This is a genomic window from Anaerovorax odorimutans DSM 5092 (genome assembly GCF_000426305.1).
Lineage (GTDB): Bacteria > Bacillota > Clostridia > Peptostreptococcales > Anaerovoracaceae > Anaerovorax > Anaerovorax odorimutans.
In genome coordinates, this window is the sequence record NZ_AUFC01000029.1 from 13,306 (window position 1) to 34,356 (window position 21,051).

The following is a 21,051-nucleotide window of genomic DNA, read 5'->3' on the forward strand; positions in this document are numbered from 1 at the left end:
ACCACTATACTGCTCAATTATCAATGGAAATATTCGTGAACTTTCTTAGCTGACAGCTTTGTCATAGTTGGAACTTCTTCTAAAGCTTCTATGCTCGCTTCTTTTATTGTTTCTATACTTCCAAAATACCTTAAAAGTTCATTACGCCTTTTTTCCCCAATACCTTCTATTTTATCTAATTCTGATATACGAATTGATTTGTTTCTCAATCCTTGATGATATTCTATGGCAAATCTATGAACTTCATCTTGAATGATAGTGAAATATTTAAAAAGAATATTGTTGCCTTTTAAATCAATTTCCTTATCATTATATATTAATCCTCTTGTTCTGTGTTTATCATCCTTAACCATACCGGCAACAGGGATATTTATTTTTAAAGCATCTAAAGTTTGCTTTGCTACAGAAACTTGCGCTTTACCACCATCCATAAGGATCAAATCCGGCATTTTGCTAAACCCTTTATCCCCTAAAAGACTCCTCTTAAATCTTCTGTAAAGTATTTCTTGTAAGCTTCCATAATCATTTGGGCCTTCTACAGTTCTAATCTTAAACCTGCGATAATCCTTTTTGATAGGTTTATTTCCTTCAAACACTACCATAGCACCAACTGAGTCAACACCATTTGTATTAGATATATCATATGCCTCTATCCGGATATGCTTTCTGTTTACAATATTATTTTTATATTCTTCATGGCAGATTTGCAGCACATCTCCAAAGATATGATAAAGTTCAGAATTTAAAGACATCTCTTTTTCTTTTTCTCGATTTGCTTTTTCATCTAAAGTCTTAGTCATTTCAATTACATCTCTCTTAGCCATATCTAAAAGTGCTTTTTTATCACCTTTCTGTGGAATTATAATTTTTACCGCGCTACCTCGAATTTCAGAAAGAAATTGTTCTAATAATTCTGTTTCTTCTAAATAGCTCTCAACAATAATTTCCTTGGGTATCATTGAATTTTCTGTATAGTACTGTTTAATAAACTCCGATACTATATATGGCTTAGGATCCTCAGGATTTGTCTGTAAATGATAACTTTCCCTCCCACTGAGTTTTCCCTGCTTTATGAAAAACATAACAATATGGGCTTCTTTTTGACCTCTCACCGCTAATATTATATCTATATCTCCTACATTTAAAAGTGTAATCCTTTGCTTTTCACTTATTGCTTTTACAGCTAAAATATAATCTCTGAATTCTGCGGCTTTTTCAAATTCCAATTTTTCTGAAGCCTTAATCATTTTATCATTTAGATAGTCTAAAATAGGTTTATTCTTTCCGTTTAAAAATTCCATTACATGTTCAATTGCTCTTTTGTATTCTTCTTCACTAACCTTTCCCGCACAAATACCCTTGCATTGATTTATATGATAATTTAAACAAGGCTTAAAATCATTTGTGAATTTTACAGTTGAACATCGTTTTAATTCATATATTCTGTTTAATAAATCAATAATGTTATTTACAGCGGAAACATCTGTATATGGGCCAAAATATTTACATCCATCATGATAGATTTTCCTTGTTTTAATAATTCTTGGCCACTTTTCATTAGTTGTTAATTTAATGTAAGGAAAAGTCTTATCATCTCTTAGTAGTATATTATACTTAGGCATATATTTTTTAATTAAATTACATTCTAAAATTAAAGCCTCCATCTCAGTGTTTGTGGTAATATATTCAAACTCTTCAATATGAGATACCATAGCTAAAACTTTAGCATCTTTATTTTTAGATGATTGAAAATACTGACGAACTCTGTTTTTTAATGAAACGGCTTTTCCCACGTAAATAATCTGGCCTGATGCATCTTTATGTAAATAGACACCCGGCTTATCAGGTAATTTTTTTAGATTTTCTTTTATATCAAACATTTTTCTTCCTACAATATTCGCAATTGCCAATTGCTTTACAATATGCACAGTTATCCTCAGGTAAAGAGATATCTTCATTTGATATCATATAGAATCCTGAACAAGATTTTTCCGGATTCATCATACCTGCTTCCGAGATCTTCAGGTTTAAATATTCATGATTTAATAAATTATATAATTTTTTCGTATCTCTTACATTAATACCAAAATATCCCGGACCAAAAGGTTCAGATACATAACAATGCTGATCTTTTTTATTATTAAAAATTTTAATTAATTCTGCCTTTAATACATCATGTGCAGCTTCAACATAAGCACTGCCCCATGCATCAATATAATATTGTTCAAGAAGTTTCATATCTTGTGTTTTTTTTAAATCTCCGATTGTAAGGAGGTAAATCAATATTCCGTTTACTTTGAATTGATTAAAATAGTTAAATATTCCTCCTTCGAAGGTGTTGCCCTCTAAGACCATAGGATAACATTCTCCATCAATATTATAATAAGAACAAATTACTTTTGGCTCTATATTCTTTAATACATGTTCTTGTGCGTTTCTAATAGATTTCAGGAAAGCTTCTTTTTGCTCTCCTTCTATAGAGTCGGCACAAATTCTGTTGAAATATTTAGATCCTAACTCTTTTATTTCATCTTTATCGATTACAATAAGCTTATTTTTCATACTATTTATGTCCATTCCATTTTTTCCCTGTCATACTATCAATATTAACTTTTATAATATAACTGCCTTTTATCTTTTTAGGTACATAAGGGCCATCTCCATTTACAGTAGGCTTATGAATATAATCTGCAGGTGCCATCTTTCCAACGAATAAATCATACACTGAAATCTTATCTTCATCATTTTCAAGAAGCTCTGCTTTTCCAAAACCTATAACACTTTCAAATTGGAACCCCCAATCACAGGGCATACCTGCATTCTTAATAATATCAGATGATGAATTTTGGACTTCAAAGCAAACTTCATTATTAACTCTTAAAATGTCTAACTTTTGCCCTACATCAGCACAATGGAAATATAAACAATTATCATTATACACATAGATCATTGGAATAACATAAGGTTTATTATCAGAACACATTGCAAGGTGACATACAAAGCTCTTTTTTAGAATTTCTATAATTTCATTTTCGTCTTTTATTTCTCTATCTCTTCTTCTCATTTATAGTACCTCTTTCATTTTTTATCTTTCATATAGCTCCGTTATTTCTTTTAATTTTTCAATTAATTCTTTTGATATTGAATTTGGCTTCATACGCCATTTCCAATTTTGACCGCCTAACGTTGATGGTATATTCATTCTAGCTTCCGAGCCAAGACCTAGTATATCCTGCATAGGTACAATAGCTAGATTTGCATTAGACGAAAAAATACCACGTATAAACCCCCAATTATACCCTTCTTTTATATCTAACTTTAAATAATTAGCTGCTCTTTTCTTACTTTCTTCTGATGTATGTTCAAACCACCCTATTATTGTATCATTATCATGGGTCCCTGTATATGCCACACAATTTTTTTCATAATTATGAGGCAAATGATTATTGCCTTTACCCGAATCAAATGCAAAAGCTAAAACTCTCATACCAGGAAATCCGCTTTGCTTTAGCAGCTCTTTGACACCATCTGTCATAAAACCTAAATCCTCTGCTATTATATTAACATTTCCGAGAGAGGATTTAATTATATTAATAAAATCTATATCGGGTCCTTTCCTCCATGATCCTAAGGTTGCAGAATAATTGTAAGGAATTTCCCAATAGCTTTCCAATCCTCTAAAATGATCCAGTCTAATCCAGTCATAAATTTTTAAAGAGTGCTCTATTCTTGAAATCCACCATACATAGTTTAAATCCTTATTAACGTCCCAGTTATAAACAGGATTGCCCCAATATTGACCTTCTGAAGAGAAATAATCTGGCGGACATCCCGCAACAAAAGACGGATCTAAATTATTATCAAATTTAAAAATTCCTGTTTGGGAATTCACCCAACAATCAGCACTGTCACCAGCTGCGTAAATGGGGATATCTCCTATAATTTGAATATCTTGTTGATTAATGTAGTTTTTTAAGGCTTTCCATTGTTTATTAGCGATAAACTGGATAAATTGGAAATACTGAATTTCTTCTGTATATTTTTCTTTATAATAACAAATCGCATTTTGCTTTCTAAACTTAATATCTTTATCCCATTCATTCCATTGTATACCATTAAAATGTAACTTTAATGCCATAAAAAGTGAATAATCATCAAGCCAAAAACTATTTATTTTTATAAAATCTAAAAATTGTTTTTTTAAAGAATTAAAATAAAATGAATTTTCTTTTATTTTTTTAAAGGCTTTTCTTAATACTTTTTCTTTATTTATATATATTTTTTTAAAATCTATACAGTAATCATCTTGGCCAAAATCATAATTATCATAATCACTTTTTTCTAATAAACCATCTTCTCTTAATAATTCAAAATCAATGAAATATGGATTTAAAGCAAATGCAGATGGAGATTGATAAGGTGAATCCCCAAAGCTTGTGGCTCCTAAAGGTAATATTTGCCAAAAATGTTGCCTAGAATCTTTTAAAAAATCAGTAAAATCATATGCACATTTTCCAAAGGTACCAATTCCATATGGCCCAGGTAACGAACTTATATGCAATAGAATTCCAGAACATCTTTCCATTTTGCTTTCTCCTTAAATTTTAACCATATTACTTTATAACATTATATTATAGCCATACCTAAAGAGGGAATAGAAAATACTAAATATAATATGATTCCTACGAATCATATCTAACGGCTATAATAAAATAACTGCACTTCTAAAGAATATTTTTTCTAAAGTTTGAAGTGCAGTTTATTTTTACATAATATTATTTAAAATTATCTAATTTATTATACTTATTAAAAGGGTTTTCTCTTTTATCATATTCCATAGACCATTCTTTCCAAGCATTTTCTTTTTTTAATCTGGTTTTTTCTATCAGTTCAGCTCTTTTTTGTTTTTTTATTTTCAATCTTCTACGCTTTATTGAAACATATGCAATTAATAAAATAATAAAAATCAGAAAAATAGCTTGCAAAATAAAGAATATTTTTTTAGCTAATGCATCACTTATACCTATATTAGAAAGAATTCTTCCTTCCGGTACTTTTGAATTTGCGACAGCATCCGCTTTTCCTACAAGTTTGTCACCTTCATAAATTTCTACAATACCAACTTTTTGTCCTTTTGATATAGGCGCGGTTACCTTTTCGTCAAGAATAATCTTTTTATTTACAATCTTCTCAGAGGCTTCTATTGGTATAGTTACATATGCATCCTGAGCTAATACTACATCAACTTTGGAATCTGCACCTTTTTTTACCTTTACTTCTCCTAAAGCAGTGCCTTTTTCCATAGCTTTAGTACTTTTATAATTACCAAATCCATAATCTAAAAGTGCGATACTATCTCCAAATCTATTTGTTGAATGTAATACTACGCTAATTAATTCTGTATCTCCTCTTTTGGCCGAGGAAACTAAACATCCTCCTGCTTCGGGAGTATATCCGGTTTTAATTCCTGTAGCTCCATCATATTTAGCGGGCCTAATTGTTCCATTTACATTAACCTTAGTTATTTCATCATAAATCAGCCTGTTTGGATTATATAAATATCTTGTATCTTGTTTATTTGTTGCGGGAATTATATATCGATAAGTTAACACTATTTCCCTAAATACTTTATTCTGCATAGCATATTTAGCTATCATGGCTAAATCATATGCAGTACTTACATGTTCATCCTCATATAATCCGTTAGGATTTACAAAATTTGAATTTTTAGCTCCTAGCTCTTTTGCTCTCTTGTTCATCATTTTCGCAAAATCAGGAATATTTCCGGCAACCTCCTTTGCAAGAGCTACAGCAGCATCATTAGCTGATTCTATAAGCATAGCCTTTAATACCTGTTCTGTTAAAATCTCTTCACCTTCTAAAAGATAAATTCTGGCACCTTCCGTATAAGGTGTATCTTCATCAATTACCATGGTCTTTGATAAATCTAAATTTTCAAGAGCAAGAATACTCGTTATGATTTTTGTAGTACTTGCAGGATACATTTTTTCATTCATATTTTTATCATAAAGTACTTGTCCTGTATTAGCATCAATTAATACTGCTGCTTGCGCATCAATTGTAGGTTCTTCAGTAGCCGCATAAACAGTTTCTTCATTAACAAAAATATTTATTAAAATAAGTGATAAAATCAATATTGAAAAAAAATTCTTCATAATTCTCCTATTTTACTTTTTCTGAAAAAAATAATCGGCTAATTCATATCCATTGTCAAAATATTTCCCCTTTTCTCCAGCTTTTTCACAAAAACTTTTTTCAGGATCTACATTAGTATTTGCATTTTTACTATCAAATATTACAAATGGTACCGGTGTAGATGAGTGAGTTCTGATTTCTAAAGGAGTTCTGTGATCAGGCACGATTAATACTTTATAGTCTTCTAAAGTGGAATCAAGATAAGCAACTACAGGCTTCAACACTTTTTCGTCAATTAATTCCAATGATTTTATTTTACCTTCCAAATCTCCTTGATGAGAGCACTCATCAGGAGCTTCTAAATGTAAATAAACAAAATCTTTGCCGGCTTTGTACTCATTTATAGCAGCTTGTGCTTTTCCATCAAAATTTGTATGCAAAGTACCGGTAGCTCCTACTACATCTATAGAATCCAATCCGGCACAAATTCCTATTCCTTTAATTAAATCAACTGCTGAAATAGTACTTCCATTTATCTTATATTTATTATAGAACGAGGAAAGACTAGGCTTTTTACCCTGACCCCAAATCCATAAGGAATTAGCAGGGTTTAATCCTCTCTTTACACGATCTTTATTTATTGGATGATTAGAAAGAAATTCATAACTTTCCTTCATAATATTTTTTATAAATTCTGAGCCTTCTCCCTTTGGCAGATGATCTCCAACTCTCTTTGTTAATACATCATGAGGTGGCGTCAGCTCATAGCTTGTACTACCGTTATTTACAATCATTGCATGACGATAGCTTACTCCAGGGTAAAAATGAATAGTATCTGTACCAAACTTTTCATCTACAGCTTCTATCAGAACCTTAGCTTCTTCACTTGTAATATCCCCGGAACTATGATCTAAAATAATAAGATCTTCATAATCACCTTCACCCTCTAATGTAACAAGATTAGTTCTAAATGCTACATCTGTATCAGCCATCTTGATACCCATACTTGCAGCTTCTAATGGAGATCTTCCTGTAAGATAAACTGATGGATCATATCCCATTACAGATAAATTTGCAGCATCACTGCCCGGTGCAATACCAAAAGGAATTGTCTTTACCATTCCAACTTCACCTTTTTGGGCTAATTTATTTATATTATCTATTTTGGCTACCTCAAGGGGTGTTTTATCTCCAAGGCTGGCGATTTTCTCATCTCCGGCTCCATCTGGAACCAATACTAAATATTTCATCCTTGCCTCCTTTTCTAATAAAAAAACTTCCTGTATTAAATCATGACAACAAGATACCAAGCATGATTCAAGGATTCCTTCTTTACAGCAACGCTGTCTAAGTCATTGGAATCGTTTATCATAATCATAAAAAAAATCAGTTTATGATTAAATTTCTCTCTATAAGATACTGCTCAAATCGTTTCATTTTAACACAGGAAGTCTATATTTTTGTGATATAATAGTGATATTTTCCTGAAAAGTTTATATAATCACAGATTAATAACTTATGGAAAATACTTAAACTACCTATAAATTTAAATTACTTTATTTATTTTCAGATTCGAATTTCTTCATGAATTCAATTAAAATATCTACACCTTCCATTGGCATGGCATTATAAATACTTGCTCTCATTCCTCCAATAGAACGATGTCCTCCTAAGTTTACAAGACCTTCTTTCTTTGCTGCTTCCGTAAACTTCTTATCAAGATCAGTATTTCCTGTTACAAAAACAACATTCATAAGAGAACGATCTTTCTCTTCTACAGGGCAGTTATATAAGCTGCTTGAATCAATATAATCATAAAGTTTTTTGGCTTTTTCTTTATTAATTTTTTCAAGAGCTGCAACTCCTCCAAGCTTTTTAATATGTTTAAATACTTCTCCAGCCATGTAAATTCCCCAAGTAGGAGGTGTATTATACATGGAACCATTATCTGCGTGAGTATTATAGTCTAAATATGTTGGTGCATCAGCCGGTGCGTAGCCCAGTAGATCTTCTCTAACAATTACAATAACAACACCTGCGGGACCTACATTTTTTTGTGCTCCTGCATAAATAAGTCCAAATTTAGATACATCTACTTCTTCTGATAAAATACAAGATGACATATCTGCTACAAGAGGAATATCTCCTGTATCAGGAATATAAGGGTACTTTGTTCCGTAAATTGTATTATTAAATGTAATGTGAACATAATCAGCATCCTTAGTAAACTGCTCTTTTTTCACTTCTGGAATATATGAAAAAGTAGTTTCTTCAGATGATGCAATAATATTTACTTCTCCGAATTTTTTTGCTTCTTTGGCTGCTTTCTTTGCCCATGATCCAGTAACAATATAATCTGCTTTCTTTGATTTTCTAAACAAATTTATTGGAATCATTGCAAATTGAAGTGTTCCTCCACCTTGTACAAATAAGACCTTATAGTTTTTAGGAATGTTCATAATCTCTCTAAGGTTTTGTTCAGCTGCTTCTATTACTGATCCAAACTCTTTTGATCTATGACTCATCTCCATTATTGATTGACCAGAACCACCATAATTGGTCATTTCTTTTGCAGCCTGTTCCAATACCTCTAGCGGAAGCATGGAGGGGCCTGCGGAAAAATTAAATACTCTATCTGTGTTGTTCATTCCTTCACCTCCAAGTTTTTTTCGTAATTTATGAATTAATATTATATCACTTTACGTTTCAATGGTAAAGTGCTATACTTCAATAAAAACCTTTGAATTTATTATTTTTTTAATATTATAACATTTTTTTGAAAAAACAATATTTAATCCAAACTTTATTATAAAATACCATAAAATTTTAGATATTATGACGAATAATGTGATATAATATAATTTATTAAACATTTTTATAGGAGTGAAGCAAAATGTATAAAATAGCAACATTAAACAAAATTTCCCCAAAAGGTCTTGCAAGACTAAGCGAAAAATATAGCATCGTAGAAGACGTAAACGAAGCAAACGGTATTTTAGTTAGAAGTCAAAATATGCAGTCTATGGAATTTTCCGATAATCTTTTAGCTATTGCCCGAGCTGGTGCAGGTGTAAATAATATCCCTGTAGATCGTTGTTCAGAAGAAGGTATAGTTGTCTTTAATACTCCGGGTGCAAATGCAAATGCTGTAAAAGAATTAGTACTTACAGGGATTTTATTATCAGCAAGAAACATTCCCAATGCCATCGAATGGACTAAAACTTTAACTGATGATGTTTCAAAAACTGTTGAAAAAAATAAATCTCAATTTGCAGGAAGTGAAATAAAAGGTAAAACTCTTGGTATAATCGGTCTTGGTGCAATTGGTGTAATGGTAGCAAATACTGCAGAAGCACTTGGCATGAAAGTTGTTGGCTATGACCCATATATTTCAGTTCATTCTGCCCATGAATTGTCAAGAACTGTAAAAGTTTATGAAATGCTGGATACAATCCTTCCTGAATGTGACTATATTTCAATTCATGTACCTTTTATAGAGCAAACAAAGGAACTTATAAGAGAAAGTTCTATTACTCTTATGAAGGATAATGTTTGTATTTTAAACTTCTCCAGAGACAAAATTGTAAATGACAATGATATTAAAGAAGCTTTAAAAAATGGAAAGATTAAAAAATATGTAACAGACTTTCCAAATGACAATCTTGTAGGAACAGATAATGTAATATGTATCCCTCATCTAGGTGCATCAACTGCTGAATCAGAAGAAAATTGTGCTAAGATGGCGGTAGATGAAGTAATGGATTATATTGAAAACGGTAATATTTTAAATTCAGTAAATTTCCCAAATTGTTCACTTGGACTATGCACTGATGCCGCTAGAATATGTATATTAAATAAAAATGTACCAACTATGCTTAGTAAAATTACCGGAATTTTAGCAGATATGAATATTAATATAAGTGATTTGTTGAACAAAAGTAAAAATGATCTTGCCTACACATTAGTTGATGTTGATTCACCTGTAGATGAAAAGCAACTTAAAGAAGCTCTTTCTGTAGACGGAATAATCTCAGTTCGTGTAATTTCATAAAATCGATTTTATTAATTTATTCTACAATAAATAAGCAGCATAATATTTTACTGTAGGAGTAGTCTTAAAATGATTATTGACTCTCCAAAACATTGTTAAAATATTTATGCTGCTTTTTATATTATTACCATTTTATTTTAAAATATTACTTAGTTTCTTCCCAAGCAACATTTACCATTATACCTACTACTAAAATAAAAGCTAAAAGGTAAAACCAAAATAGCAATGCAACAATAGCTGCTAAACTTCCATATAAAAGATCATAATTAGCAAAAGCTGTTACATAATATGAATAAATCCACGTCGCTAATAACATTCCCAGAGAAGCAAGAATACTTCCCGGCAATATTTTTTTAAATTCAACTCTTTTTGAAGGTAATATATAATAATTGTAAGTGATCATTAAAAAATATAATCCCATAGCCATAGGCCATCTGAGAATATACCATATTGTGTCGAAGGTAAATGTTCCTTTCAAGAAAGCCCTAACGTATGATGTAATTAAATTTATAATTATCTCACCATAAACTAGTATTAATAAACTAAATACTATGGTAAACATGGTAAATACAATAGCCTTTATAGATCTTAACCTCTCAATAATATAACCTCTTCCTGTAGATTTGCCTCCTGAGAAAGAATAATTCGTAATTCTCATCATTGAAAAATGCGCTTTTGACGCCGCCCATAAAGCAAATATTACAAAAAGAAGATTAAATGCACCTGGTGATTTAAATACTAAAAATTCCGAAAGGGTTTCTGCCATATCAGGAGAAACATATTGTGCTATAATTTCATTTATAACATCTATTGAAATAGAAAAAACTCCTAATAACTGAGCTAGTAAAATAATAGTTGGTATCAGTGATAATAAAATAAAAAAAGCCAGTTCTGCTGCTACTCCTTGATAATATGGATCTTGAAGTTTTTTCAATATTAACAAAACTATATTTAATAACCTCTTTTTTGTCATACACCCACCTTTAGTCTTAAATTATAAACCATAACCTTTTTAAATTTATATCTTATTTTCCAATTTTTCTTTTAGAACAGATAATGCTCTAGATCTATGACTAATTTTATTTTTTTCTTCTGAAGTAAGTTCCGCATAAGTTTTATCATATCCAACAGGCACAAATAAAGGATCATATCCAAAGCCACCCTTTCCTCTTGGCTCATTTATTATATATCCCTCACACTCACCTCTTGCTATTATTTTATCTCCATTTGGATAAATCATAGTAATAACAGATACAAATTTAGCCCCTCTCTCATCTTTTTTCAAATCTTTCATAAGCATTAAGAGTTTTTTATTATTTTCTTCATCCGCATTATCACCTGCTACTCCGGCAAATCTTGCCGAATAAACTCCGGGAGCACCTGAAAGGGCATCTACTACTAATCCCGAATCATCAGCAATTGTGGTTTTTCCACTGTATTGCATAATTTCTCTAGCCTTTTTTTCTGAATTGTATTCAAATGTATCTCCATCTTCTTCAATCTCAAAATCAGGAATTCCTGCATCTTTCCTCGATATTATTTCAATCCCAAATTGCTTGGTAATAGATTCAATTTCCTCTATCTTATGCTTATTTTGGGTTGCTGCAATTACAATCATATTTTCCTCCAATTTATTCAAATTTTTTATAGTAAATCTCCTATAATTTTTTTCTGTTCTGTAATTAACTCCTTACAGCCTTTTTCAGCTAAATCTAACAGATTAGATAATTGGTTGGAATTAAAAGGACATTCTTCTCCTGTTCCTTGAAGTTCTATGAACTCTCCTTTATCTGTCATTATAACATTCATATCTACCATTGCCTTAGAATCTTCTTCGTAGCAAAGATCAAGGATTGGCTCATTTTCTACAATCCCAACACTTATGGCAGATACATAATTCTTAACCGGAATTTCTGTTATCATATCTTGGTTTTTCATCCATCTCATGGCTTCTATCATTGCTATAAATGCTCCAGTAACAGATGCCGTCCTTGTTCCTCCATCCGCTTGAATAACATCACAATCTATCCATATGGTTCTTTCTCCAAGTTTATTCATATCAACTACAGATCTAAGAGAACGCCCAATTAATCTTTGAATCTCCATTGTACGCCCATCAATTTTTCCTCTGCTGCTGTCACGCTGCTTTCTGTTTCCCGTTGATCTTGGCAGCATACCATATTCAGCTGTCACCCATCCTTGACCGGTACCTTTTAAATGTCTTGCTGTGCTATCTTCAACAGTAGCTGTGCAAATTACTTTTGTATCTCCCATCTCTATTAAGACCGAACCTTCTGCATGCATTAAATAATTATTTGTAATTTTAATATTTCTGATTTGGTCAATTTCTCTGCCATCTATTCTTAACATTTATAAAACTCCTACTCTTTATTTTTAAAATTATATATCTAATATAAAGCATTTTAGAAAAAATTACAAATAAAAAAAGAGTAAATTAAGCGCTTAAAGTTTTATGTTTATGCTGCTTAGACTTAATGTTTCAATTTTCGTCAAATTGCTATTTTAAACGCCTTTATATTACAAAGCAATATTTATAATAAATTACGAAATTAATAATTTTATTTATATATATTGGTAGTTTTTTAACTTTATTTATAGCAATTATTGATATATTATTAAAAACTATATAGCACCATAACAAGTAAAATAATATTATTAAATTAAAGATTTTAATTGAAACAGTATAATTCTGTCATTATTAATTTGTATTTTTAATTTTACGTCTTCTTTTAAATTAACATTTTTCTCATAAAAAAATAGGTTCACAATATGAACCCATTTTAAAAAGCAGTTATACTATACTTTTATGGATGAACAAAACCTTTTTTTACTCCACTTGCATGACTCTTTTGTACATCTTTTACTTTATTTTCCGTTACTTGCACATTTTTCGTGACATCAATTTTTTTTGCTGCACTAAAAGATATTACACTAAATATCCCTAATCCTATAATAATTAACAGCGTAATCCCTTTTCCGTTATTATCAAAGAAAAAGTTTCCTGTAGCAATACCATAAGCTGCTACTAAAAATAAAGCAATAACTATTAATACACCAAGGCCCATCATTCTTGTCGTTTTTAACATTATATCTCTCCTGTTCTTATTTCCATGCACCTGTTATCGTACATGACAGAAATTTATTTGCACTTTCTGGTGCTATATTTATATTACATCTATATTGTTAAATTGTCAACAAAGTAAATAATAATTTTGGGTATTTTTTGTTTTTATTAATCAGAATATTAGAACAACATGTTTACTTTTATTATAACTATCTAGTAATTCCAATAGTTTTTATTTGTTTGTAAATGCCAAAATTAACTAACTAATGTTTATAATACAGCAAAATTGTTATTATTTTCGTTATTTTTTTAACAATTTTAATGAATTTATATCTTTTTTTATGTAAGTATATCTTTTTAATTATTGATTTTCTATTATTTAAATATTGAATTTGTAAAAAACAAATTATAATAAAAAGCCCTATTTATCTTTACAAAAATAATTTATATAGAATTCTTCCAATTGTTAATTTTTTATTATATGCAATTTTGAATGAACTCCTAAAAAAAGAAAAAGAACTCTTTATGAGTTCTTCATCATTACACTTTCTATTACATCGGCTACATCTTCACATGCATCACAACATTTTTCTAAGTACTCCAAAATTTGATTCCACGCATTTACTTCAATAGGATCCTTGCAATTAACATACAGCCTTCTTATGGATTCTGTGAAAATTTTATCTCCAGTCTCTTCCAAATGATTTATTTCCATAATTTTTTCATGAATTTTTTCTTGTTTTCTGAAATTATGGAACTCTTTTAAAGCTGATTTTAATGCATCACAACATTTTACAATTAACTCGGAAAATTTTATTGCATCTTCTCTTACCTTCAAAATATTAAACATATACATTCGCATAAGTACATCTTCTATTGTATCAGTTACATTATCAATAGCATCTGCCATATCCATAATATCTTCTCTTGAAATAGGAGTAATAAATTCTCTTGCCAGCTTCTTCATCATAATGTGTCTTTGAACATCTCCACCATATTCAATGGCATGCATTTCTTCCATTTTGTATATAACTTCCTCATGATTATAGTTATTTAAAATTACATTTAATAATTTAGCCGCATCACATGAGTATTCAACCAATTCTACAAAAATGTCAAAATAATTTTCATTTTTCTTCCGCTTCATGCCAAACCTTACCTTTCATATTCCTTGTATGTATTCTTAATTTAACATTTGAATTAAAATAGTTTTATAAATATCGTTGCCATAAAATAGCCAACCAATCCACATCCAGGGAAGGTTAAAAGCCATGTAAAAACCATACTCCTAACAATTCTCCAATTAACAGAGAAAATACTTTTGGCTGATCCAACTCCCATAATTGCAGTGGTCTTTATATGTGTGGTACTTACTGGCAACCCATAAATTGATGCTGTTAATACACAGCTTATAGCTGCTAAATCTGCAGAAAATCCCTGATATTTTTCGAAGTTTACCATATCTATGCCTACAGACTTAATAATACGATATCCTCCTATGGAAGTTCCAAAGGCCATAATCAAAGAACAAATTATCATAATCCAAATAGGAATTTGAAATTCCATAGTAGTTCCATCGCCTTTTGCTAAAAACATACCAATCATAAATACACCAATAAATTTTTGACCGTCCTGTGCACCATGCATAAATGCCATTCCTGCGCCACTGGCTATTTGTGCATTTTTAAATAAAACAAAAGCCTTCCGTCTATCATAATTTTTAAAAATCAGTTCGATTACTTTTACTACAATAAAACCTAATCCAAAGCCCATAACCAATGACAAAACAAGACCATAGATTACTTTAATCCATTCCGCTCCATTAATTCCGGACAAACCTCCTTGTAAGGCTATGGCAGCTCCCGAAAGGCCTGCTATAAGGGCATGGCTCTCACTCGTTGGTATACCGAACCACCATGCAGCAACTGCCCAAATAACAATCCCCACTAAAGCAGCACACAGAGCAGTTAAAGAATCATGTACACTGCCTCTGAAATCTACCATTTTATATATTGTGTGAGCTACAGTAGAATTAATCATTGTCATAAAGAACACTCCGAGGAAATTAAAAATAGCCGCCATATAAATAGCAGCGCGTGGTTTCATAGCACGTGTGGATACACAAGTAGCAATGGCATTTGGAGCGTCTGTCCAACCATTTACAAATACAACTATTAAGGTTAAAAGTATAGTGAATATTAAAGTTACATTTGAAAATATATAATTAAATAATTCTATAATTGAAATTTCCGTCTCCTCCCATCATTAACAACATTCTCATAATAGCATTTTAATATGGATATTTCAATAATATTAATAAAAGAGTAAAAAATTAGTTAAATAATTTTTTACCCTTAGTTTCTTTAAATATTAGCTAATTCCATTTTTACACGTGACTGTCTTGCTTCAAAATCATAATTTATTCCGTAAGGCAATTTTGTCTGCTGTTCAGGAATTAGATTTTTTGCAATAGAAAATGTAAAGCGGCTCCCTTTCCCAAATTGACTTTCTACTCCAATTTTCCCATCATGCATTTCAACTAAATATTTTACTATTGACAGTCCTAATCCACTACTGTCAAAATTGCCTACAGCTCCCTTATCTGATGCACAAAACTTATTAAACACATGAGGTAAAACATTATCAGAAATACCCACTCCGTTATCCGACACTGAAATAACATATTCATTATCTGTTTCTGTAAAGTTTACTTTTATCTTGCCTCCTGCAGGAGTATTTTTTATTGAATTTGAAATTAAATTAAGTAAAATTCTATCAAATTGATCCATATCACAGCAAATATTTGTTTCCTTTGGAACATCAGAATGAAAATTAATGGAAATACCCCTAGCTTGTGCATATACTTCTGCTGATTTAGTGATTTCTTCTGATAAGCTTACTAATTTATAATTATTAAAATGCATTGTTAAATAACGATTTTCTATTTTGGTACAATCTAATAAATTAGTAGTAAGTCTTAATAATTTATAACAATTTTGATACGCAAAACTTATCATCTTTTTATATTCATTATTATAAAGTTCTTTATTATCTTTAGAAATTTTTAATTTTAATACATCTAATGAAGAGATAATAATATTTAATGGGGTTTTAAATTCATGAGATAAGTTTGCAAAAAATTCGCTTTTAAGTTTTTCTATGGCTACAGTTTTTTCTAATTCTAAATTCTTAGATTGAGCCTTTATCTGATCAGTAATATCCTTTGCAACCGATATAATAGTCTCTGAATCCTCACAATATTTTGCACTAAATTCTAAATAAACAACGTCTCCATTTTTACATAAATATCTATTACAAAATCTCTTAATAATACCGATATCACTTATATTGTCTAATAAATACTGTGTATATGCTTTATCATCCGGATGAATATAATCTAAGATGCAATTGTTGCAAGACAGATTATATCCTAATTTTTCTGCAAATATTGAACTGCTTTCCTTTAAAATACCTTCTTTATTAACTATACAAAAATAATTGTCTCTTGATAGCGTTGTCTCATTTTTTTCATATTTTTCATTAAATTGTTTCTCTAATTTCTGATATTTTAAAGCATTTAATAACTGGTCCGAAAGATATTTACAAATAATATTACAAAAGTAAAACTCATCATCATTTAAAGGTCCTTCATTTTTTACAGCTATAAATAATACTGCCACAGTTTCATTTCTTTTATTAATTGGAAAAGCAATCATATACTTCGCTTCTATATTATCAAGCACCGCCTTGTCTTCTTTGTTTTTATATTTATCAACATAACATTCCATAATTTTGCCGGTAGAAATGGCTTCATTTACAATACTATCATCTTCATTTAAACAAGGATAGTTTTGTGAATCTAATTTTTTATTTTGCGTTACTCTTGTGAGAGTATTATCTTGCATAATAAAAACCCCACATATGGCAACTTCCAATATTTTATTAATAGTTTTTTCTACATTTGCTACAATATTATAAAGATTCTTAGTATTAGATGTCTTCCATAAATAGTCATTAATGGCTTCATACGCTACGCATCTGTAACTTATGAGATTCATCTCTTCTTTTAATTTTATAATATCTCGTTCATTATCATCATAACTTTTATTTGATAATAATTTTAACCTTTGATTATAACTAGTTTCTGTATTGTTAAGAACCTCTTTACATTGCTTCATAACAAACCCCCCTTTTATTCTCCAGCTTATAATTGTTTATTCAACAATTATTTTTTTCAAACTATAAAATCTGACATTATTATAGATTATAATATGAATATAACACATTGTTTATATACCTTGCAATTTATAACCATCGACTTTTTTCGCCAAGTAAAAATTTTTTAACAATAACTATATGGCTCTTGATAACATTGTTGACAGTTTTAGTTCTAGTGACATTTTTTTGTATTATTCATTTAAATGTATCAATAACAGCTATCTTTCATATACTGGAATAAGTAGTGAAGGGAGGCTTGATCATATGTTTATAGCACCATTACTATTAGGCTATGTTATAGGTAATAATACCTGCTGCAATCGTCGTTGCTGCTGTAGATGCCGCTGTAGATGCCGCTGTTTCTAGTTTATAAATGCTGCCTATATTATATAGTATTATAATGTAAATAATATGCCTTGCTGAATTCTATTCTGCAAGGCATTTTCTTACTTAACACTAACTAACAAATTAAAATTGAGTTCTTAATTGATACATTTTGGAGTTCGTTAACAACCATGTAGTCTTTTTATTATTAATATAAATATCTATCCTTCTCCAATGTAAAAAACATAAATAATATTCTTTTCTTCCAACATCAATTTTTAGCATAGAAATTTCTTCATTTACTTTATTTTTTATTATACTAACTATAGGCTATTTCATAATACATTATAAATTTTATTTATAAATAATAAATTAACAAACCCTAATTTTAAGTTAAAACGTTCTTTTTTGTAAGCTAGATTTTTATATAAATAAAGAATTCCCTTATCTACAAAGGGAGATATACTTAATATTTTGCAGGCCAAAATCATGCAACTTATCAGTAACTTATCACGGTTAAAACATTGATGAATAGTTATTTTTAATTGTATATATATTGTTTTTGTATTTTCATCTATTTCTATTTTTAAAACAAGTACATCTTTTAACTATAACAAAGTTTATATATAATTATAGTTAGGTATAAAAAAATCTTTTTTTATTATGTGCTTCACCTTCATTTTATAAAAGATTCTCATTTTACTTTTCTTTTTTTGAAAATAAAAAAAGTGTTAAGGTAGCTCATCTAAAAAGTAGTTACCTCAACATTTATTATATCTACAAAAAACAAGTGTAAAGGCTCAACATCATTAATATAATGTTTTACATTTACACTTTATTTTTTTAAATACAGTAAACAAAGTTTTTCTATATTTTATTATTTAGTTTTTTAAAAAATTTTAATTTGTCAAGATTTATAGCTGTTAAAGATAGTTCTAAATCTTTTAATGTATAATCTGGAAGTTCAAATAAAAGTTTCGTAACCGCAGATTTCTTCCACTGCTTTACTTTTTCTATATCATAATACAGTGTATTTGAGATTTCCTCTACGGACAATAGATAATAATAACTTAATAATAAGATTCTTACATCTTTATCATTTAAATGATTCATAGTCTTTAATAAAATATCTTGAGTAACTTTCATATCTTATTCTCCTTACCAAATAGTAAAATAGCATAAAATACAATAATAATCATTACTCCAAATTTTGGTAATTTTATTTTACTTTAAAGAAACTATTCTGTATCATTTGCAAGTCCCATTTTATCAATAATATAAAATATTAAACTTAACAACATTCCAACTATAGTTGCAAGTGCCATACCTTTTAATTGTACTTCACCAATTTGTATGTAAGCTCCGCTTAGTCCGGTTACTAATACAACTGCTGAAAGTGCTAAATTTCTTGAGCGGCCATAATTAACCTTTTCCTCAACTAATAATCTAAGTCCTGAAGCTGCAATCATACCATAAAGTAAAAAACTTACTCCTCCCATAACAGGTGTTGGAATAGTTTGTATTAGTGCGGATACTTTCCCTACAAATGCAATTAAAATAGAAAAAATAGCTGCACCACCAATTACCCAAACGCTGTATACTTTTGTCATAGCCATAACCCCTATATTTTCACCGTATGTTGTAGTGGGAACAGCTCCTAAAAATCCTGAAAGCATAGTGGAAATACCATCTCCTAATATTGATCTATGCAATCCTGGATCCTTTATTAAATCCCTGTCCACAATTTTTCCAGTAACAATTTGATGTCCTATATGTTCTGAAATTACTACTAATGAAGCTGGCAATATAATGGAAATTGCACTTAAATTAAATGAAGGTGCAGTGAAATTAGGCAATGCAAATAAAGATGCTTCTTTCACCGGATCAAAATTAAGATACCCTATAATCCATGCATATATATATCCAACAACAATCGCAATAAGAATAGGAATGGCTGCAAAGAACTTTCTAAACAGAACAGAGCCAAAAACAGCAACAGCAAGTGTAACAATAAAAATACTTACTGCTTTAGGATCTATGGCATTATACCCATTTGCAGGATTTAGTATAAGACCTCCCATATCTGCAGCTACTCCAGATAACTCTAATCCAATAAGTGCTACAACTGGACCCATAGCAGCAGCAGGTAAAAGTACATAAATCCATTTTGTTCCAAAGAATTTAATTATAACAGAAACTATGCAAAAAACTGCACCGCATATAACAAATCCTCCTAGAGCATATTTATAACCTAAATTAGGGTTTCCCATAATTAATAAGGTAGGGGCAATAAAAGCAAAACTAGATCCCAAATATGCAGGTGACTTTCCTTTTGTAATTAAAAGAAATAATATAGTACCAATACCATTCATCAGCAATACTATTGCAGGGTTTATGCCAAACATTGTAGGAACCAATACTGAGGCACTAAACATAGCAAATGTATGTTGAATACTAAGTGGAATTGTTTTTAACAGAGGTAGCCTCTCTTCAACTTGAATAATTTGTGTTTCTTTAGTCATTTCTTCTCCTTTTCTGCAAATCAAACCGTGTTTTTAAAATAAATACATTTATATATCTTTATGATAAGATAAAAGTTCGAAAGGTACTTTACCACTAGGCGTACTAAAAAACAAGTAATTTTTAACAAAAAATTAAAGTCTTTATTTCCTAAATTTTAAAAATATTTCAACTATAAGCAACGTAGTAAAATTATATTAGAAAATAAACATTTAACTTGCATAGTCAGTCTTTTTATGTTACATTAATAAATGTTTCATATATAAAATATATAACTTGGAGAGTTGACCGAGTGGCTAAGGAGCTCGCCTGGAAAGCGAGTAAGGTGTAACAGCCCCGTGGGTTCGAGTCCCATGCTCTCCGCCAAAATAAAAAGGGGCTGTAAAAAAACTCCCCAAATAGAAAACCCGCTGTGGTCATAGAAACCATAGCGGGTTTTTGGTATAATTTATTTATGCAAAAAAACAAAAATACCAACTTTAATTTTACAACAAGACAGTTAAAATTACCACTGGATTTAGAAAAACTTATTGATTTGTCTGATCCAATGTATACCTTTTGTGATGTAGTGGATCATATTGACCTAACACCATACTTTGCAGAGGAAGGCTGCAGAACAGGTCGCCCAAAATGTGATGCACTAAAATTATTAAAGATAATACTGTTTGCATTTATGGAAAATGGCATTAGATCATTA

General features: G+C 30.0%; 18 protein-coding genes and 1 tRNA gene. 3 read left to right on the plus strand and 16 right to left on the minus strand.

Going from position 1 to position 21,051, the window contains the following annotated elements; all coding sequences use genetic code 11:
* Nucleotides 1-20 precede the first annotated feature (20 nt).
* The 7 genes from uvrC to serC form a co-directional block, all read right to left on the minus strand.
* On the minus strand, nt 21-1,880 hold the full coding sequence (gene uvrC / locus K292_RS0110535) for an excinuclease ABC subunit UvrC (RefSeq protein WP_027399806.1): 1,860 nt from the start codon (nt 1,878-1,880) through the stop codon (nt 21-23).
* On the minus strand, nt 1,873-2,577 hold the full coding sequence (locus K292_RS0110540) for a hypothetical protein (protein ID WP_027399807.1): 705 nt from the start codon (nt 2,575-2,577) through the stop codon (nt 1,873-1,875). Before K292_RS0110540 ends, uvrC begins: the two co-directional genes overlap by 8 nt.
* Nucleotides 2,564-3,064, minus strand: a complete 501-nt coding sequence (locus K292_RS0110545) for a pyridoxamine 5'-phosphate oxidase family protein (RefSeq protein WP_027399808.1) — start codon at nt 3,062-3,064, stop codon at nt 2,564-2,566. The genes K292_RS0110540 and K292_RS0110545 overlap by 14 nt, the downstream gene beginning before the upstream one ends.
* Nucleotides 3,065-3,085: 21 nt before the next feature.
* Entirely contained in the window at nt 3,086-4,585 is a 1,500-nt protein-coding gene (malQ, locus tag K292_RS0110550) for a 4-alpha-glucanotransferase (RefSeq protein ID WP_027399809.1), read from the minus strand.
* Nucleotides 4,586-4,775: 190 nt separating this feature from the next.
* The gene (locus K292_RS16840; protein ID WP_051280650.1) at nt 4,776-6,176 is read right to left on the minus strand and encodes a D-alanyl-D-alanine carboxypeptidase family protein; all 1,401 of its coding nucleotides are present in this window, start codon (nt 6,174-6,176) and stop codon (nt 4,776-4,778) included.
* A 12-nt stretch (nt 6,177-6,188) separates the two neighbouring features.
* Complete coding sequence (locus tag K292_RS0110560; RefSeq protein WP_027399810.1) at nt 6,189-7,406, minus strand: cofactor-independent phosphoglycerate mutase; 1,218 nt, start codon at nt 7,404-7,406, stop codon at nt 6,189-6,191.
* Between the two features lie 306 nt (nt 7,407-7,712).
* Nucleotides 7,713-8,804, minus strand: coding sequence for a 3-phosphoserine/phosphohydroxythreonine transaminase (gene serC / locus K292_RS0110565; RefSeq protein ID WP_027399811.1), 1,092 nt, complete (start codon nt 8,802-8,804; stop codon nt 7,713-7,715).
* Between the two features lie 245 nt (nt 8,805-9,049).
* Here serC and K292_RS0110570 point away from each other — a divergent pair, with 245 nt between their 5' ends.
* Nucleotides 9,050-10,207 carry a 3-phosphoglycerate dehydrogenase family protein gene (locus K292_RS0110570; RefSeq protein ID WP_027399812.1) on the plus strand — a complete coding sequence of 386 codons (1,158 nt, stop codon included), beginning with the start codon at nt 9,050-9,052 and terminating at the stop codon, nt 10,205-10,207.
* 145 nt (nt 10,208-10,352) lie between these two features.
* Here the strand turns inward: K292_RS0110570 and K292_RS0110575 are convergent, their stop codons facing one another.
* The 9 genes from K292_RS0110575 to uraA form a co-directional block, all read right to left on the minus strand.
* Nucleotides 10,353-11,180: a YihY/virulence factor BrkB family protein gene (locus K292_RS0110575; RefSeq protein WP_027399813.1), complete on the minus strand. Its 828-nt coding sequence runs from the start codon at nt 11,178-11,180 to the stop codon at nt 10,353-10,355.
* Between the two features lie 45 nt (nt 11,181-11,225).
* Nucleotides 11,226-11,825: an XTP/dITP diphosphatase gene (locus K292_RS18870; RefSeq protein ID WP_027399814.1), complete on the minus strand. Its 600-nt coding sequence runs from the start codon at nt 11,823-11,825 to the stop codon at nt 11,226-11,228.
* Nucleotides 11,826-11,851: 26 nt separating this feature from the next.
* Nucleotides 11,852-12,577: a ribonuclease PH gene (rph, locus tag K292_RS18875; protein WP_027399815.1), complete on the minus strand. Its 726-nt coding sequence runs from the start codon at nt 12,575-12,577 to the stop codon at nt 11,852-11,854.
* A gap of 455 nt (nt 12,578-13,032) precedes the next feature.
* Complete coding sequence (locus K292_RS0110590) at nt 13,033-13,314, minus strand: hypothetical protein (RefSeq protein ID WP_027399816.1); 282 nt, start codon at nt 13,312-13,314, stop codon at nt 13,033-13,035.
* Between the two features lie 501 nt (nt 13,315-13,815).
* Nucleotides 13,816-14,439, minus strand: a complete 624-nt coding sequence (locus K292_RS0110595) for a DUF47 domain-containing protein (RefSeq protein WP_027399817.1) — start codon at nt 14,437-14,439, stop codon at nt 13,816-13,818.
* Nucleotides 14,440-14,492: 53 nt separating this feature from the next.
* Nucleotides 14,493-15,539, minus strand: coding sequence for an inorganic phosphate transporter (locus K292_RS0110600; RefSeq protein ID WP_037373049.1), 1,047 nt, complete (start codon nt 15,537-15,539; stop codon nt 14,493-14,495).
* A gap of 116 nt (nt 15,540-15,655) precedes the next feature.
* Nucleotides 15,656-17,470 (minus strand): sensor histidine kinase, encoded by a 1,815-nt coding sequence (locus K292_RS0110605; protein WP_027399819.1) that lies wholly within the window; start codon nt 17,468-17,470, stop codon nt 15,656-15,658.
* Nucleotides 17,471-18,701: 1,231 nt separating this feature from the next.
* Nucleotides 18,702-18,980 carry a hypothetical protein gene (locus K292_RS0110610; RefSeq protein ID WP_027399820.1) on the minus strand — a complete coding sequence of 93 codons (279 nt, stop codon included), beginning with the start codon at nt 18,978-18,980 and terminating at the stop codon, nt 18,702-18,704.
* A gap of 92 nt (nt 18,981-19,072) precedes the next feature.
* Nucleotides 19,073-20,356, minus strand: a complete 1,284-nt coding sequence (gene uraA, locus K292_RS0110615) for a uracil permease (protein WP_027399821.1) — start codon at nt 20,354-20,356, stop codon at nt 19,073-19,075.
* A 276-nt stretch (nt 20,357-20,632) separates the two neighbouring features.
* Between uraA and K292_RS0110620 the strand changes: the two genes are divergently transcribed.
* Both K292_RS0110620 and K292_RS16845 read left to right on the plus strand, forming a co-directional pair.
* Nucleotides 20,633-20,720: transfer RNA gene (locus K292_RS0110620), tRNA-Ser, on the plus strand.
* Nucleotides 20,721-20,808: 88 nt separating this feature from the next.
* A partial coding sequence (locus tag K292_RS16845; RefSeq protein WP_037373054.1) for a hypothetical protein occupies nt 20,809-21,051 on the plus strand: 243 nt, incomplete at its 3' end.